The organism is Armatimonadota bacterium, assembly GCA_016789105.1.
Classification (GTDB): domain Bacteria; phylum Armatimonadota; class Fimbriimonadia; order Fimbriimonadales; family Fimbriimonadaceae; genus UphvI-Ar2.
This window is the reverse complement of record JAEURN010000003.1, coordinates 68,124-84,958: the sequence shown is the minus strand read 5'-3', so window position 1 is coordinate 84,958 and position 16,835 is coordinate 68,124. Positions and strand designations below refer to the sequence as shown.

Sequence of the window (16,835 nt, the reverse complement as noted above, 5' to 3'; positions counted from 1 at the left end):
ACCGCTCAGTCCCGCCAAAGCTCGGCCCAGAACTGCCCTGCATCGGGCCCCCCTCGATTTCAGCAGTAAAATTCTGCAATGCCTTTGCCGGTTGTGCGCGGGGAGGGGATCAGTCCGGCCCGTGCCCTTTTGGATGTTAATCCGGCCCTGTTGGCCGAGTTCCTCACCGGTTTCCTCCGGGAGGAGTTGGTTTGCCAGCGCAAGGCGCACAAAGCGGTGGTCGGCCTGAGCGGCGGCGTGGATTCTGCAGTGACCACGTTCCTTGCCGTCCGGGCGTTGGGGGCGGAAAACGTGCATGTGGTGCGCATGCCTTACAAGATCAGTTCCCAATCCTCCTTGGACGACGCCCAAGCGGTGATCGATCAATTGGGGGTTCCCGCCCAAACAATCGGGATCACGGCGATGGTCGATGGGTACGCATTGGCCGATGGAGTGGAAATGACCCCTCACCGGTTGGGGAATGTCTGCGCCCGCGCCCGAATGACGATCCTTTATGACCAAGGGGCGAGGCTGGGCGCGATCCCGCTCGGAACCGGCAACAAAACCGAACGCATGTTCGGCTATTTCACGTGGCATGGTGACGATGCGCCCCCCATCAACCCCTTGGGCGACCTTTACAAGTCGCAAGTGTTCGAACTGGCGAGGTATTTGGGCGTGCCCGCGGCCATTTGCGAAAAGGCCCCAACGGCCGATTTGATTGCGGGGCAGACCGACGAAGGCGATTTTGGGATCACTTATGCCCTTGCGGACGAGATATTGGTGCTTTTGATGCGCCGCGTTCCGGCCGACCGGCTGGAACGCATGGGCTATTCTCGGCGGGACATCGAACTGGTCTCTGCCAAAGTGGCCGGCACCCACTGGAAGCGCAAACTCTCAACCGTTGCCATGGTAAGCACAACTTCGATCAACGAGTACTACCTGCGCCCTGTCGATTACCGGGGCGGGGTTTGAACCGGGCGATGCGCCTTACCGCTGGGGCATGGGCAACCCGGCGTATTTGTAAATGCTCCCCCGCGACACGTTAACCGCTGAGCTGGCGACGGTCACCGGGGTTGAGAATTCGAAACAGAAGGCCCCGTCGGTCGAATGAGTCCGGCCGAAACTCACGATGTTGCGGAAATGCAAGTCGACGTGGTTGGACGGGTTGTCCGATGCGACTTTGACGGTGAGCCCGGTGACGGTCAGGGTTTTTGTCACCATCCAGCTTTCGTGGGTGGAATCGACTCCCCGGAAGTATTGATAAGGGTCTTGCCCCTGGCGTCGGAGGTCTTCTGTGACCCGGGTCAAAAAATTGGGGACAAATTCCTCCAAGACCATGTCATCCCATGACACGGCCAATTTAAAACCGGAGGTGTTTTTGGAGGCGATATCGATGTCCAAGATCCGGGCCAGGGACTGGAGGATTCCGTCAAGCCGCCGTTCGTTGGTGTTCTCCCGGCAGAAATCGACTTTGCCCGGCCCCAGGCGTTGTTCGCGGACGAGTTCGGCGCGGACGGCGGGGAGGTTCGGTGGCGAGACCCAACTGAGCGGGTCGGCCTGGAGTTCGGCGGTGCGGAAGTCGTTGGGGTTCCTTTGCAATGGGATCAGCGTTCCCCCTTCGCGTTTGAAGACGCGGAGTTGTCCTACCCGTAGCGGGTTCAGGAACGTCCCGTTTTCTTTGAGCCCGCCAAGACCCCCGAACATCCGGTTCATCTGATCGACGACCTCAGTATAGAAGTCGGCCGCGGGGGCAGCGGCGGCCCCCGCCATTACTGTGCAACAACAAATCAGGTGGCAGATCCCAGAGCGTCCCATGTCTGTCCTCAAGGGGATTGACGGGGGTACGCCCCTGGGCATTACAAAGAAGTTCAAATGAAGGTTATGGCTATCCGCCTGCTTTGCCGTTCCAGAACTTGTTGACGGATTCCTCGTTGTCTCCGGGCGCTTTCAGGGTGGCGATCCGGGTGTTTTTGGCGTGGCCGTCCAACCAAGCGACGAGCACCGCGTTTTTGTCGAACCTCCCCCAGAGCTGGCCCTGTGATCGGGCGTCGGGGAAACTGCCCGTCCAGCCCGGATATCCGACCTGGGCGATCGCAAAAGGCGGTTCGATGAGGGCATAGCCGACCGGGGCCGTCACGCCCCGCAGGTTTTTCATAGTCGCTTCGGCAAACATCACGGTTTGGGCGGTGTCGCCAATGGATGTGGCAGACACTCCGCTGAACATGCGGGTCGGCATTCCTTGAATCGTGGCAGTACCCAGGTAGGTGTTCAAATACCGGTAGTTGTAGCCATAGCTGGGGTTGGCCCCCAAGAAATAGTCGTAGAGGTCGTTTTCGGGGTCAAATCTCCCCCGGCCTTTGGAGTCCGCCATCGTCGGATCGGACGCGGTGTCGGCCGGGCAAAGGAAGAGTCTTTCGCTCTTGGTGTAGGGAAGCATCAAAAGCGGATAATAGTGGAACCCGTAGCTGCTGGGAAAATCTGCAGCGTTCGGATCGTACCAAAAGACGGGCGGGGTCATATCGTCGTAGTCACCCATGTAAAGCTGAGCCGCCGTTCCGATTTGTTTGACGTTGCTCAGACTCGCCGTCTTCTTCGCGGCACGTTTGGCCTGGGCGAAGACCGGGAAGAGGATGGCCGCCAGGATCGCAATGATCGCGATGGCAACAAGGAGTTCGATCAGGGTGAATGCGCGCCGCATGAATTCATGTTGAGTTTCGGCGGTGAATGTCCCGATGGGAAACTTGACGGCCTGTTGACCATTTTGCTGGCAATTTGAACTGAAACCAACGGAAATCTGATCGCTCCGAGTCGGCTGTTGACTAGGATGATTGCGCTTGACTAGGACGCCGGCTTTGCATTCCGGAGTCCGGCCAGTGGGATAATGGGCGTTATGGCTCTTGCCGCCGCGTTTTTCATCGCGCTCAACCATATCCAGCAGGATCCGATGGGATTCCGGCCCTTGCCCCCAAAAACGGACGAAAGGGATCGGTTCCACAAACCCGATGTCCATGCGATGCCAATGTCGGTTCGCTTGAGCGCATTCGACCAGCGAGTCCAAATGCTGGGGTCGTCCATTTTCCAGCAAATCTCCTGGCGCAACGTCGGGCCGGAAGTCCAAGGGGGCCGAGTGGTCGATATCGCGGTGGCGCAAAAGGCGAAGAAGAAGATTTTTGTCGCCTTTGCCACCGGGGGCCTGTGGACAACCGAGAACCTCGGGCAATCGTGGACGCCGATCTTTGACAACCAGAGTGCCTATGGGATCGGCGATTTCGACATCAGCCCCGATGGAAAAACGATTTGGGTCGGGAGCGGCGAAGCCAACAGCCAGCGAACCAGTTATGCGGGCACCGGGGTCTTTGTCAGCCGGGACGGCGGCAATTCGTGGAAAAACGTCGGCCTCACCGAGAGCCACCACATCGGCCGGGTGGTCATCGACCCCAAAAATCCGGACACCGTTTACGTAGCGGCGCTTGGGCCGCTTTACAGCCAAGGAGGGGAACGCGGGCTTTACCGAACTACCGACGGCGGAAAATCGTGGACGTGTATCTTGAAAGGCGATGACCGTACGGGCTGCAAAGATGTTGTCCTCGACCCCCGGGGCAACGGGGTGATTTACGCTTCGATGTGGGAACGCGACCGCCGCGCTTGGAACATGCTTGAATCTGGCCCGGGAAGCGCGGTCTACAAATCGGCGGATAGCGGAAAGACCTGGACCAAGATGGCCGGGCTCCCAAATGGCGAGGCCATGGGCCGGGCGGCGTTGGCGGTCGCTCCGAGCCGCCCCGACACGGTTTATGTCTTCATCGACAACCAAGGGGGAGATGAAGGCACAGGCGACAAGGACGAATACCAACCGGACGCCACCTTGACCTTGAACCGGTTCCGCCGGATGTCGGCGGAAGCGATCCGCAAGCTGGATGAAAAGGAGCTCAGCCGGTTTTTGAGGCCGTATTTGCCACAAGATTCAAAGCCCGATGACGTCGCCAAAGCGGTGGTGCAGGGGGAACTCTCCAAAGAGGGACTCGCCGACTTGATGCTTAAACGAGATCCCAACGTTTTTGACCAAGATGTGAACCAGGCTCAAGTGTGGCGGAGCGACGATGCCGGCAAACATTGGATAGAAACTCGGCAAGACCTGGGCGATCATGGGGGCTACTACTGGAACGAAGTGGTGGTGAGTCCCAAAGACCCGATGGAGGTTTACACCTTGGGCCTGCTCTTGCTGAAGTCTGCGCATGGCGGCGATTCGTGGGAATCAGTGGGAAGGCGAAACCACGTTGACCACCACGCGTTGTGGATCGACCCCGAAAATCCCGACTTCATGCTCAACGGCAATGATGGCGGGATCTATGCCAGCTTCGACGGTGCCAAAACCTGGACCCATTGGAACAACATCCCGGTGGGCCAGTTCACGACGATTGCCGTGGACAACAAGACTCCTTATAACATTTTTGGCGGCCTGCAAGACAACGGGACGATGAAAGGGCCAAGCAGCTATCGACCTGGTTTCAGCGACCCGGATTCGTGGACGGACATCGGGGGCGGCGACGGCAGCGCGGTGGCGATCGACCCCCGTGGCGATGGGGATTCGGGATATGGTGCGAGCCAATTCGGTGCGTTCTACTTCTTCGACCTCGTTTCCGGGGCACGCCGGGGAATCCGTCCCAGGGATGTCCAGGGCCAAGACCCGCTCCGGTTCAACTGGCTTGCGCCGATCCTGATCAGCAAGTTCCAGCCAGACATTATCTATGTGGGGAGCCAGCGACTCCACCGCTCGTTTGACCAGGGCAAAACTTGGGAAGCGATCAGCGGCGACCTGACGAAAAATCTGCCGAATGGCGACGTGCCATTCAGCACGTTGACCTCAATCGCCGAGAGCCCGTTCCGGTTTGGGAAGATCTATGCCGGCGCGGATGACGGTTCGTTGAAGTTCACGCCCGATACCGGCTTGACTTGGGAAGACATCTCAACTCCGGCCCCGGATCGCTGGGTGACCCGTGTGATCGCCAGCGTTCACAAAGACAACCGGATCTATTGCACCCAAAACGGTTACCGCCAAGATGAATGGACACCTTATGTCTGGGTGAGCGAAGACAACGGCCATACCTGGCGCTCCATCGCGGCAAACCTGCCGTTCGAACCGGTGAACACGATTCGGGAGGATCCGCGGAACGAAGATGTCCTTTATGTGGGCACGGATATGGGCGTCTATGTCTCTCTGGATCGAGGGTCGAGTTGGATGGCCTACGGGTCGGGGATCCCGAATACCCCCGTTCATGACATCGCGGTCCAAGACAAGGCCGAAGAGATCGTCGTGGCCAGTCACGCCCGGTCTGTCTGGGCGGTGAGCACCAAGCCGATCCACAAACTGACCAAGGAGATCATGGAGAAGGAATTCCATTCCTTTGACCTGTCCGTGCCTTCTGGCCGGGATCGCTGGCCTTACCGCCGATCGCCGGAGTATGCCGACGACACATACCAAGATCAACTGGTGTCAACCGAGGTGTGGACGACGGTTTCGGGCCCTGGCGTTTTGCGGCTGGTGGACAAAGACGGCAAGGACGTGGTTTCCAAACGGGTCGATGTGGTTAAAGGCTACAACTTCATGAATGTGAACTTGTTGCTTAAAGCGGGCGACCCGAAGGCCCCGCCCGTCAACGGCGACCCGAACGACCCCAAAACCGCACTCAACGACCCCTACGCGGCCCGCCGGGCTCAATATGTGGCCAAGGGAGATTACAAGTTGGTGCTGGAAGTCGGCGGCAAGAAGTTCGAACAAGACGTGGCGATCCGGTAGGGCCCTGAACGGGAGGATCCCGCTGGCAAAGATCAAGGATTGCCGGCGGGTTCCGTTTCGGGTTTGGGGAAAGCCAGTTCGATCTCAATAGCAAAAAACCCCGGCCGGAGCCGGGGTGTTGAATGGCACTTGATGTACGGGTGATCGGTTTGGAGGAACGATCCCCCAGAGTATAGGGCAAATCCGGGCACTGGCCAAACACTTTTTTAGAAAATTACCCACCTGGGAATTGAAAAGCAGTGGATGGTAGCGACGCCCAGACTTGAACTGGGGACCTAACGGGTATGAACCGTTCGCTCTAACCAACTGAGCTACGTCGCCACGCTACGGGTTGTTATTATGGCGGATTTGGCGAGACGTCGCGCAACCGCATGGGTCGTGCCGTACAATGCGTCGATGACTGGCCTTTTCGCTGCCTATCTGTCCTTCCTCGCGGTTGGGCCGGCCGAATTCGATGCATGGGCCCAAGCCCGGGATTCTGCCGCTATCGAGGCGCATGCGTCGCCGGCCTTGGCCGGCAAGTTCAGCTTCCTCAAGGGATCCGGCGCATTCGGTGTGGGGCGGACGGGCTGGCACGCCCTTGAACTAAATGAACCGGAAACCGGTAAGAAATACATCGTCTTTTCAAGTGCGCTGACCACGCAGGACATTGGGGAGCAGGTCTTTGAATGGGATGGAGAAACTTTGGTTTCACTGGTTCACGAGCGGGATGCCCGCGGCGTGAAAATCCGCAAGGCCACTTTGGAAATCCGGTTCGACATCCCCCAAAAATCGGCGAGCATCGCTGCCCGTGTCGAATGCGAAAAATCTGCGTCGGCGGGCAAAGCCTTCTTCATCCGGTTGGGCGACAACTACACCGTCGCTTCGGTGTTTGATGCGAAAGGGGAACGGGTTCCTTTCCGGCAGGCCGGAGGCATCATTAGCCTGCCAACCCCCGGAGATTCCCAATTCACCTATCAGTTGGTCTATCAAGGCACCGTGAACCGCCCGCGGTTTGCTGGCGCGATCGTTGATGACGAGGTCATGCTGACAAACGACTATTGGTGGCCCCACATTGCTAGGCTGCCGATGAAGTTGACGACGACGACCCACGTCCCAAAAGGGTGGACGGTGGTTGCTCAGGGGGAAAAACTCGCCGACCGGATCGGCGACGAACGGGTTGTGACCTTTGAAAACAACCTCCCGGTGAGCTACATGAGTTTGAGCGCCGGGAAATTCCTCTACCGGGAGAAGAAAGTCGGCGACATCACTTACTTTGTTGCCAGCCGGGAACTCAGCGTTGAACAGATGGACGACCAGCTGGAATACATCCCGCCGATCATTCAATTCTTTAGCACTCTGCGCAAACACCCGTATTCGACCTATGGCGCCGTGGACACCAGGCTTTACGGCGGTGGCGCATTGGAAGCTTACAGCTATGCAACTTACGGCACCGGTTGGCTCCCGGCCGAAGACCCTCATGAACCGAGCCACACCTGGTGGGGAGGCATATTGCCCAACACGTATCTGGATTCGTTTTGGAACGAGAGTTTCGCCGTTTTCAGCGAGGGCCTTTACCGCCGGGAAGGGGCAATCGGGGACAAAATGGCCAAGCGTCTGGCCTTTGTGAGCTCAGCCAACAGCAGCCCCGTCTACCAGCAATTCGCCGCCTGGGACACGGGCTCCGACAACGGGAATGCCGCCAACGCCCTGGGATATGGCAAGGGCGGAGATGTGTTGCAGCAACTTGAATTGGAAATGGGAACCGCGAAACTGATGGCGATCCTGAAAAGTTGGCTGGCGAACCGCCCCGAAGGCGAACCCGAAGGTTGGCCCCAGTTTGAACGGGCCTGCGGGCCCGAGTGGAAGTGGTTTTTTGACCAATGGATCCGGGGCAAAGGTTGGCCCGTCCTGGCCGTCGGAACGCCGTCGCAGGCGGGATCGCAAGTGAAGATCAAGATCAGCCAAAAGCAACCCTACTACCGGTTGAAGTTGGAGTATGCCCTGTCCGACGCTTCCGGCTGGCACCAAGGCGCGGTCGATGTCCTACCGGATGCAGGAGGCGAATGCGTTGTCACGCTTCCGGCAAAGGGGGCTGTTCAAATGATCTCCTTCGACCCTTATGACCGGTTGATGCAACCACGCCGCCCGAAGGCGGCTGAGCGGATTTCCGAGACGGAGCGGGGCCGACAGGTGTTCGATCCAAAGAACATTCTGGAATCCCGGAACCGGGTGGAGAAGGTTCCCGAAGACCTGGGCAACGCCATGCTCGTCGGCACGCCGGCCGAGATCCCCCAATCCGCCAAGTTGTGGGCTAAGGCGGGTGTCAAGTTTTCTGGCGGCAAAGCGCAATGGAACGGGGTCTCAATTGATTTGAACCATGGCGCAGTCTTGGCGACCGTCGATCTGGGGGGTGGCAAGTGGGTACTGCTGCGGGCAGGGAAGACGAAATACGGGCCGGACACAGGGATCTCCAACTTGGCGCTGGTAGACGATTACGGACGGTTCCTGACAGGTAGGACGTTGCCCCGAACCACCGGACCGTTGGTAGTGACCACAAAGTAGCCATAAACAAGGCCACCTCCCCAGGTTGGGGAGGTGGCTGATCGGCCTTACCGGGGCCGGTTGTTGAGCATCTCGCGGGTTTGAGGGTCGTACCTCTTGTCGTCGATCTGCTTTTGTTCTTGGCTGCTCATGGATTTGGCGTTGAGGTGCATGTCCGGGTCTTCGGCCGGAGCGCACGCAGCCAAACCGGCGGCAACCGCCAGTCCGGCAACAACTAGTCGCCAGACCAAGGTTTGCCCCAGTGCAGCCAGCGGTCGTTTTTGTCCATCGCGGCGCAGAACTCAGCCGTGGTGTTCGCCTCATTTTGGGATGGCGTGTCGGCGTAATAGGCGACGAACTTTTCTTTGCCGTACTTGCCGGCGTGGCCGTCGGCAAAAGCGCCAAAGAAGCGGTTGCCATATTCGCGGCGGGTATCCCAAATGAGTTGGTTCCAGCTCCAACCAGTGGCGTACCGGTCCATGGTCGGCCATGCGGCGTCATAGCCGTAGAAGCGCATCCAACCGTAGGGCAGGTTGGCATAGCGCATCGGGGAGACGGCGAGCCGCTTCGAGATGTCCTCAAAGGCGCTCAGGCTGCGGACATTGCTCGAACCAGCATAAGCGTTGGTGCAGCTGGTGCCTCCCCAGTAGCGGGAATATCCATCGGTGTTGAGCGAGAAGTTGGTGATCCACTCCCAGCGGTAGTAATAGCCCGGATAGAACGGATCCGGATAAACCTCGCCAAGAACCGGGTCGTTGGAGGCTTGCGGTTCCGCAATGGTTTTGTCGAAGAAGATCGAGCGGTTCTTGACATAAGGATAGATGTCGCCAACCCAAGTGTCGTGGTTCAAATAGTCCGTGCCGTATTCGAACACCGTTTTGTCGTCGTAGTCGGCACTGTAGATCTGCAATCCAAGGCTGATCTGCTTCAAGCCGCTCAACGAGGCCGTTTTCTTGGCGGACTGTTTGGCCTGGGCAAACACCGGGAACAGGATGGCGGCCAGGATCGCAATGATCGCGATGACGACCAGAAGCTCAATCAATGTGAAGGCGCGTTTCATAGCTTGGACAACTCCAAGTCTAAAACTTGAACCGAATTGATTAACGGTGCTTTATGGTTCAGTTAGGATCGTGTTAAGACTGGGAGCCACCCAAAACAATGACTAGCTTTGACTCGCCAAGGAGCAGAAGATGTCGATGTCTTCGATCAACACAGCCAGCGACCCTTGCCAAAACGCCTTGTCACCGATGTCGATCCCGAATTCTTGAGTCAGGTCGGCAGCCATGCCCATCCCCGTCCGGGACAAGAGGCTGTCATACCGGTCGTGGAAACCATTCGGCGACTCCTCGTAAACCCGGTAGAGGCCCAAGGAGAACAACAAGCCGAACATATAAGGGAAGTTGTAGAACGCCCGGTCGCTGTAGTAGTGGGGCTTGGCGGCCCACATGTACGGGTGAAGTTTTTGGGGGTCGAGCCCATCGCCATAGGTGGCAGTTTGGGCTTCTTCCATGATCGAGCACAGTTCGGCCGGTGTGAGGGCGCGCTCCTTCCTCCGCTTGACGACTTCGGATTCGAAGATGTACCGGCTGGTGATGTCGACAACGGTTTGGCAACTGCCTTGGAGTGACGCTTCTAGGATGGCGAGCTTTTCGCCGCCCGATGATTCTGCGATGGCGCGGCGTTTGATGATGGTTTCGCAGAAGATGCTGGCAGTTTCGGCCAGGGTCATGGGCGTCCGCTTTTGAATGGCATGACGGTCCTTGAGGCACAAGTTGTGGTAGGCGTGCCCAAGTTCGTGCGCGAGTGTGGATGCGCCGTTGAAAGACTCTTTAAAATTGTAGAGCATCCGGCTGACCCCAGGAGTTACGCCGGCGCAAAACGCCCCGTCCCGTTTGCCTTGTTTGGGATAGACGTCGTGCCAGGAATGGTCGAACGAGTGGCGGGCAAAGTCGGCGAGTTTGTCGCTGAAGCTCCTGAAGCCATCTTCGACAAAATCTTCAGCTTCCGTCCAGCTCCAAGCTTTGGAGTCGCCGACCGGGGCGAATAGGTCATAAAAGGGCAATCCGGAAGTGTGGCCGAGCAATCCGGCCTTAGCCTTGAGATAGCGCCGCCAGTGGGGGAACGATTCCCGGGCAGCTTCAAGCATGGCTTCCAAACTAGCCCGGTCCATGTTTGCGCGGAACAACGATTCGTCGATGAGGTCTGGCCAGTTCCGGCGTTGGGCAAGCGTGTTGCCTTCGCCCTTGATAGCGTTCATGGCTGCCGCAAGGGGGATTTCGTTGACTTTCCATGCCTGAAGCTCGGCTTCGTGGGCCCGGCGGCGGATATCGGCATCTTCCGAATACGCCAATCCGCGGATGGCGCTGACGGACATGGATTTGCCGTTGACCTCCGCTTGGATGTTGGATGAGAAATCGTCATAGAGCTTGCCCCAGGCGTTGTTCCCCGAGTCGGCAAGGTCTGCGGCCAAGTCCTCCATCTCCGGGCTCAGCAGGTGGGCCGCCGCCTGATGGATACGGCCGAGGACGAATCGGAAATCGGCCAATCCCTCATCCGATTCCCAAACCGAAGGATCGAGCGAACCGATTAAGGCATCGAAGGATTTGCCGAATTTGCCAAGCCGAACCATAAGCGGTTGCAGCGCGCCGTGCGCCTTTTGGGCGTCTTGGTCGTTCGCATCGGTCGAAAGCGACAGGTTGGTATAGGCCGCGACGAGGTAGATCGAGCGGTATGACGAATCATAGGATTCCAGGAACCGGGCGAGCTTTGACGCGGTGCATCCTGAGGCAAGTTCGGCGAGGCCTTGCTCCAAGCCGCCGATGGTTGCGGGCAGCGCCGACACGGCATCCCGGTACTCTGGGCTTGTGATGGAAGGGAAGAACGGGGTCAGATCCCATTTCAACTCAGGATTTGCAACGGATGCCATTTGTTGATTTTGACCGGAACCTTGAATAGTGCCAGACTTGTACCTAACGCCGAAGTCCCTCTATACTGAGGGGGATAGTTTCTCAGGGAACGACCGTGAAAGAACGACTAGATAAGGCAGATCGGCAAATCCTGCGTTTGCTTCAACAAGATGGGCGGATTTCGAATGCCGACCTGGCACGAAAGGTTGGGCTTTCCCCGCCTTCGATGCTCCAACGGGTGCGCAAGCTGGAGAATTCAGGGTTTATCCGCGGCTATTGCACCGTGTTGGACGCCGAGAAATTGGGCTTCAACTTGGTGATCATCGCCCAGGTGAGCCTCTCGATGCATCAAGACCAGCCGATCGACCAGTTTTTGGCCGCGATTTCCGACCTCCCGGAAGTCCTCGAGTGCTACCACGTCAGCGGTGACTATGACTTTATGCTAAAAATCGTCGCCAAAGATATGCACGACTACGAGCGGATCGTAAAAGAACATCTCACCGCGATCAAGGTCGTCGGCAAAATCCATAGCTGCTTTGTTTTGAACGTGAACAAAAAATCCGAGGTCTTGCCAATCTAGGTGGATCAAGCCTCAGAACTGAAGTGGGCCGAAAAGGGGGAGTACCTGGACTGCCTACGGGTCTGGCAAAAGGTTTACAGCCCCGAAGTCTTTGCCGATGACTGGGGCACTCCGGCAGAATTCCAGCGATTTTTGATTGGCCGGGTCGATGGGCAGGTCGCATTTGCCGCCGTGGTCTGCGATTACCCAACTTACGTCCGGGGGCAAGTTTTGGATTGCGCCGGGATCGCCGCCGTGGGAACCCTGCCGGAATTCCGCGGTTCCGGAACCGGGCAAGCGATGATGGACGCCACGGTGGGCCTTATCCGGGAGGCCGGCTACCAAATTGCCACCCTATACGCTTTTCGCGAGCCGTTCTATCGCAAATCGGGCTTTGAGGCCAGTGGATGGCGCTGGCAAATCAAATGCCCGATCCACCAACTCCCCAAGTGCGAATGCACCCTGCCAGTCCGCGAGGTCGCGCCGGGGGATATCCGGTGTGTCGAAGAGTGTTATGTCAAGTTTGCCAAGCGGTTCAACGGGAGCTGTGCGCGGTTTGGCCCGCATTGGGTTCGCCGGTTGGGGAAGAAGCCGCCCCAAATTTATGCGGTTGGTGACCCGGTCGAGGGTTACCTGTGGTGCAATCCCCACGGATTTTGGAACGACTTGGAAATCGGCGAGATCGCTTGGTCCACACCCCGGGGCTACGAGGCGTTGCTCGGCCTGATGCGTACCCTTGGGATCAACAAGTCGAACGCGGTTTGGAGCGAGCCGCCCGAGAGCGGATTTGCCCGCCGGTTTTTGGACGGGAATGTCGAGATGGTCCGGCACCGACCGACCATGTTTGCCATCGTGGATGCCCAAACAACCCTCGCGAGGATGGGAGCAGATTTCAACCAATTCAGCTTGGAGTTCATGGGTGAAACCATTGGCACCGGTTCCAAAGTGGAATTAAACCGCCTGCAACTTGCGCAGGCCGTGATGGGGTCGCCGAGCCTGGCCGAGATGGTGCGGTGGGGAGAAGTGGGCGGGGATGAACGCGCCTTGGGCTATTTGCAAACGATCCTGAACCCCATGCCGGTTTGCTGCATGGAATTCTTTTGAAGCTTGGGCCGATTCGCCATCTTGCGGCCGTGATTCTTCACAATAAGTGAATGCCCACCCGTTCGCTTGACACCGAGCTTGTCTATCTGGGTACGCGACCATGCCCATTGACCGGTGCCGTCTGCCCGCCGGTCTATCAATCGTCCACCTTTGCCCAAGAAGCCCCAGGTGTGTACCGTGAGTTCGATTACACGCGGACCGACAACCCGACGCGGTCTGTTTTGCAGAAAATGCTCGCGGCCGCCGAGGGGGCAGAACACGCGTTAGCCTTTGCCAGCGGAATGGCAGCCGTCGATTGCATTTTTGGTTTGCTGGAGGCAGGCGACCACGTCATCACTGGCGACGATATCTATGGGGGCACTTACCGCTACTTGACCGATGTTGCGGCCACCAGGGGGGTGACGTTCGAGTTTATCAAGCTCACCGAAGCCAATCTGAAGGAAGCCCTCTCGCGTACAAAAACGAAACTGGTTTGGTTCGAATCGCCAACCAACCCGCTCTTAAACCTGGTCGATATCGAGATGGTCGTCCGTTGCGCCAAAGAAGCGGGGACCTGGACAGCGATCGACAACACCTTTATGAGCAGCTATTTCCAGCAGCCCCTCAGCTTTGGTGTCGACTTTGTGATGCACTCCATGACCAAGTACCTCAACGGCCACAGCGATGTGATTATGGGAGCGATAATGACCAACCGCACCGATTGCTATGAGCGGCTGAAATTCGTGCAGAACGCGGTAGGGGCCACCTGTTCCCCGTTTGATTGCTTTTTGGCGATCCGTGGCATGAAAACGCTGGGCGTTCGGATGCGGGCACATGCCGAAAACGCCCTTAAAGTGGCAACTTGGTTGGAGAGCCATCCGAAGATCGAAAAAGTGCTGTATCCGGGGTTGCCTTCCTCGCCCCACCATGGGTTGGCCAAGCGGCAGATGCGGGGGTTCGGGGGCATGGTCTCGTTTTATTTGAAAGGAGACCTTGAGCAGGCAAAGCGCTTCCTGACTTCGACGGAATTGTTCACCTTAGCGGTCTCCCTCGGGGGTGTGGAAAGCCTGATCGAGCAACCGGCGACGATGACCCATTTCGAAATGCCCAAGGATGTCCGGGAGGCGGTTGGGATCACCGACAACCTTGTCCGGGCGAGCATCGGGATCGAAGATGCCGACGACCTGATTGCCGACTTGGCTCAGGCGTTGGATAAGATGTAGTCCGTGGTGGGGAAAGGGATCGGGCGATTTGCCCTCAAGCAGGCGGAAGCACTTTTCCCCAACCCTGTTGCACGCCAGGCATTCTTGGATTGCCTTTCCGGAATGCCTGCGCGCCATCGGGCGGTGGTGTGGCCGCAAGGGCGGTCAGGTTCCGTGGGTGGGCGCGGGCCGGATTGGTGGCCGGATTGTTGCGAGTTGGTGGATGCCTCGGTTCGCATGGGGGATCTGCCGGAGCATACGGACGGGCGCGTTTATTCCCTTGACCCGAGTTCGGTCTTCGAAGGCGGGATTTTGCAAGGGGTGCTGGCCGGCTTTCAGGCGGTGGACTCCCGCTTTTGGCCAGAAGATGAAAGTGATTACCAAGATTCCCTCCCCAAGTCTGGGGAGGGTAGGGAGGGTTTGGCGCGAGAGGCAAACCCCGATGCAAAAAGAGGTGAATCTGGCCAAGATTCCCTCCCCAGACTTGGGCAGGGGTTGGGAAGGGTTTGCAGGGGGAAAACTTTAGTCATTGACGTCTGCGCCTCGCCCGGTGGGAAGTCTATGCTTGCCCATGCCATCCTAAGGCCGGGAATCCTCATTTGCAACGAGGCGATCGGCAAGCGACTCGGCATGCTCAAATCCAACTTGGAGCGATGTGGGATTGCTGCCGAAACCCGCAACCTCGACCCCGGACGGCTGGCTGAGGAGTTCGAAGGCCAGGCCGATGTCGTCATCGTCGATGCCCCGTGTAGCGGGCAGAGCGTGCTCGTCAAAGGCGGCGAAAACCCGGGCTGCTTCAACCCCCGCACTGTTGAAAGCAACGCCATGCGCCAGCGCCGCATCCTCAGCGAATCGGCGCGGATGGTTGCCCCCGGCGGATGGCTGATGTATTCGACCTGCACATACTCTTTGCAAGAAAACGAACGGCTGATTGAATGGTTCCTGGCCCGCAACCCTGGGTTCGCCGAGGCGGAGTTTGCGCCATATGCGCCGTATAAATCCCCGTTTGGCCCGGGATACCGGGAGTGGCCCCATGCGGGGCTGGGGGTCGGCGGCTTCACATGTCTATTGGCCCGCCGCCCTTAACAGTCTGCACGGCCCGCTGAGCTAAACTCAGGGGCATGAGTCCGACCTCCGTCACGCTTGCCAAAGACACCAACCAGGCCCTGGGGATCGGGCAGTTTGCCATCGACTTCCTGGCCGGAACTCTTGGCCCGGGGCCGAGCGCAAAGGTATTGGAGCGGGTGCGGTGGTTCCACACCGATGCGGTGCTGTGCGGAGTGAGCGCCCTGGCGATGGGTACCAACGCCCCCAAAGTCCTCCGGCAAGAGGCGTTAGGCTACCCAAGCGCCGACCCCGGCCACGCGGCGATGGTGTTTGGTAGCAACCAAGGGGTGATGCCGGAAAAAGCGATTCTCGCTAACTCGGCGGCGGTGCGCGAGTGGGATAGCAACGGCACCAACTTCGGGTTCCGGCCGGAGACCGGGCACACTGCCGGCGAGTTCGGCCACAACGATTTTTATCCGGTGGTGATTGCCGCGTGCCAGCAACAGGGGCTAGACGGGGCAACCGCCCTCAAGGCGATGGTGCTGCTCGACGAGATCCGGGGGCGGCTGGCCGAAGTGTTTAGCCTCAAAACCTACAAGATCGACCACGTGGTTCATGGGGCCATCGCGAGCGCGGCCGTTTATGGCGCGCTGATGGGGGCGGATGCCGAGCAGATCGAAAGTGCCATCGGCATGTTTGTGGCCCACCACATCCCCTGGCGGGCGATCCGCGCGGGCAAGCAACTCAGCGACTCCAAAGGGGCAAGCGCGGCCATCAGCACCGAAGCCGCAATTGTCTGCATGAAACGGTCGATGGCTGGGTTCCGCGGTCCCCGGGACATCTTCCGTAACCCCGAGGCGATTTGGCGATTCTTTGAACCCACGACCCAAGGCGCCGAGCGCTGGAAGGAGCAAGGGGATTCCCCGTTCGATTTGATCCTTTCACACAGTGGCGACGATTTTGCCGTAATGGGCATGCACTTCAAGTTGGGGCTCTACGAACACCAATCGGCGGGAGCGTTGCAAGGGGCGATCAACTTGATTGCCAACCACCCCGACCTCTTGGCCAAGGGTCTGGGCGGCATTGGCAAAATCACGATCCTTGCCTACGAGCCGGCATTCGGCATCATCGGCAACCCAATGAAGAAGGAGCCCAAGACCCGCCAAAGCGCCGACCACTCGATGGCCTACATCGTGGCGACCCTTTTGCGCAAGGCGTGCGATTTGTATAGCGGGGAAGGGCTGCCGGTGTCATCGGGCGACCACGATGCCATTTGGAAGGCGCTGATGCTTGACCCGTGGGATTACCAAGAGTCGGATTCGGCCATTTTCAATCCGGAAGTGCGGGCCCTGATGCAACGGATCGACTTCCAGCACGGGGGGCCCGACTATGACGCCAAGTATCCGGACGGGATCCCGACCTCGATCTCAATCGACGGCAAAGAATCTGGCCTGGTGATGTATCCGGCCGGCCACGCCCGCAATACCTCCGCTGACTTGGGGGACATCTTGCGGCACAAGTGGGCCCTTTTGGGTCGGTTGGCGTTGCCGGAAGAGGCGGATGTCGCCGAGTTTGTCGGACGGTTCGAAGGCATCGCTGACTTGGATGGGTTCGGCATGGCGTCTTTGTACGACTTCGAGCTAGGGGCGGTCGAGGGGTACGAGGCCTAGTGGGTTAGGCGTCCCGCCCGGGCTACGTTGCCACGTAGCCCAGCCAACATTGAATTCCTGAGTCAGACG

13 protein-coding genes and 1 tRNA gene are annotated in these 16,835 nt (G+C 58.6%); 8 read left to right on the top strand and 6 right to left on the bottom strand.

From position 1 onward, the window contains the following. Positions 1-78 precede the first annotated feature (78 nt). Entirely contained in the window at positions 79-951 is an 873-nt protein-coding gene (locus JNM28_02400) for an NAD+ synthase (GenBank protein ID MBL8067274.1), read from the top strand. Between the two features lie 15 nt (positions 952-966). On the opposite strand, the gene JNM28_02395 is transcribed toward JNM28_02400, so the two are convergent. Together JNM28_02395 and JNM28_02390 are read right to left on the bottom strand one after the other, a co-directional pair. Beyond that, positions 967-1,749 carry a hypothetical protein gene (locus JNM28_02395; GenBank protein MBL8067273.1) on the bottom strand — a complete coding sequence of 261 codons (783 nt, stop codon included), beginning with the start codon at positions 1,747-1,749 and terminating at the stop codon, positions 967-969. 115 nt (positions 1,750-1,864) lie between these two features. Beyond that, complete coding sequence (locus JNM28_02390) at positions 1,865-2,677, bottom strand: prepilin-type N-terminal cleavage/methylation domain-containing protein (GenBank protein MBL8067272.1); 813 nt, start codon at positions 2,675-2,677, stop codon at positions 1,865-1,867. A 192-nt stretch (positions 2,678-2,869) separates the two neighbouring features. Here JNM28_02390 and JNM28_02385 point away from each other — a divergent pair, with 192 nt between their 5' ends. Continuing rightward, positions 2,870-5,776 carry a glycosyl hydrolase gene (locus JNM28_02385; protein MBL8067271.1) on the top strand — a complete coding sequence of 969 codons (2,907 nt, stop codon included), beginning with the start codon at positions 2,870-2,872 and terminating at the stop codon, positions 5,774-5,776. A gap of 244 nt (positions 5,777-6,020) precedes the next feature. Here the strand turns inward: JNM28_02385 and JNM28_02380 are convergent. Continuing rightward, positions 6,021-6,097 (bottom strand) — tRNA-Met (locus tag JNM28_02380). Between the two features lie 75 nt (positions 6,098-6,172). Here JNM28_02380 and JNM28_02375 point away from each other — a divergent pair. Then, positions 6,173-8,320: a hypothetical protein gene (locus tag JNM28_02375; GenBank protein ID MBL8067270.1), complete on the top strand. Its 2,148-nt coding sequence runs from the start codon at positions 6,173-6,175 to the stop codon at positions 8,318-8,320. A 47-nt stretch (positions 8,321-8,367) separates the two neighbouring features. Here JNM28_02375 and JNM28_02370 read toward each other — a convergent pair whose 3' ends face one another. The 3 genes from JNM28_02370 to JNM28_02360 form a co-directional block, all read right to left on the bottom strand. After that, a complete protein-coding gene (locus JNM28_02370; protein ID MBL8067269.1) occupies positions 8,368-8,550 on the bottom strand; it encodes a hypothetical protein in 183 nt (60 codons plus the stop codon). Then, complete coding sequence (locus tag JNM28_02365; protein ID MBL8067268.1) at positions 8,535-9,359, bottom strand: prepilin-type N-terminal cleavage/methylation domain-containing protein; 825 nt, start codon at positions 9,357-9,359, stop codon at positions 8,535-8,537. The genes JNM28_02370 and JNM28_02365 overlap by 16 nt, the downstream gene beginning before the upstream one ends. Before the next feature lie 102 nt (positions 9,360-9,461). Further along, the gene (locus tag JNM28_02360; GenBank protein MBL8067267.1) at positions 9,462-11,225 is read right to left on the bottom strand and encodes a M3 family oligoendopeptidase; all 1,764 of its coding nucleotides are present in this window, start codon (positions 11,223-11,225) and stop codon (positions 9,462-9,464) included. A 95-nt stretch (positions 11,226-11,320) separates the two neighbouring features. Between JNM28_02360 and JNM28_02355 the strand changes: the two genes are divergently transcribed. Genes JNM28_02355 through JNM28_02335 form a run of 5 tightly spaced genes read left to right on the top strand, consistent with a single transcriptional unit; the run spans position 11,321 to position 16,766 of the window. Further along, on the top strand, positions 11,321-11,785 hold the full coding sequence (locus tag JNM28_02355; protein MBL8067266.1) for an Lrp/AsnC family transcriptional regulator: 465 nt from the start codon (positions 11,321-11,323) through the stop codon (positions 11,783-11,785). Further along, a complete protein-coding gene (locus tag JNM28_02350; GenBank protein MBL8067265.1) occupies positions 11,786-12,868 on the top strand; it encodes a GNAT family N-acetyltransferase in 1,083 nt (360 codons plus the stop codon). A gap of 50 nt (positions 12,869-12,918) precedes the next feature. After that, complete coding sequence (locus JNM28_02345; GenBank protein MBL8067264.1) at positions 12,919-14,070, top strand: PLP-dependent transferase; 1,152 nt, start codon at positions 12,919-12,921, stop codon at positions 14,068-14,070. 3 nt (positions 14,071-14,073) lie between these two features. Next, a complete protein-coding gene (locus JNM28_02340; GenBank protein MBL8067263.1) occupies positions 14,074-15,135 on the top strand; it encodes an RsmB/NOP family class I SAM-dependent RNA methyltransferase in 1,062 nt (353 codons plus the stop codon). A gap of 35 nt (positions 15,136-15,170) precedes the next feature. Then, positions 15,171-16,766 (top strand): MmgE/PrpD family protein, encoded by a 1,596-nt coding sequence (locus JNM28_02335; protein MBL8067262.1) that lies wholly within the window; start codon positions 15,171-15,173, stop codon positions 16,764-16,766. Positions 16,767-16,835 lie beyond the last annotated feature (69 nt).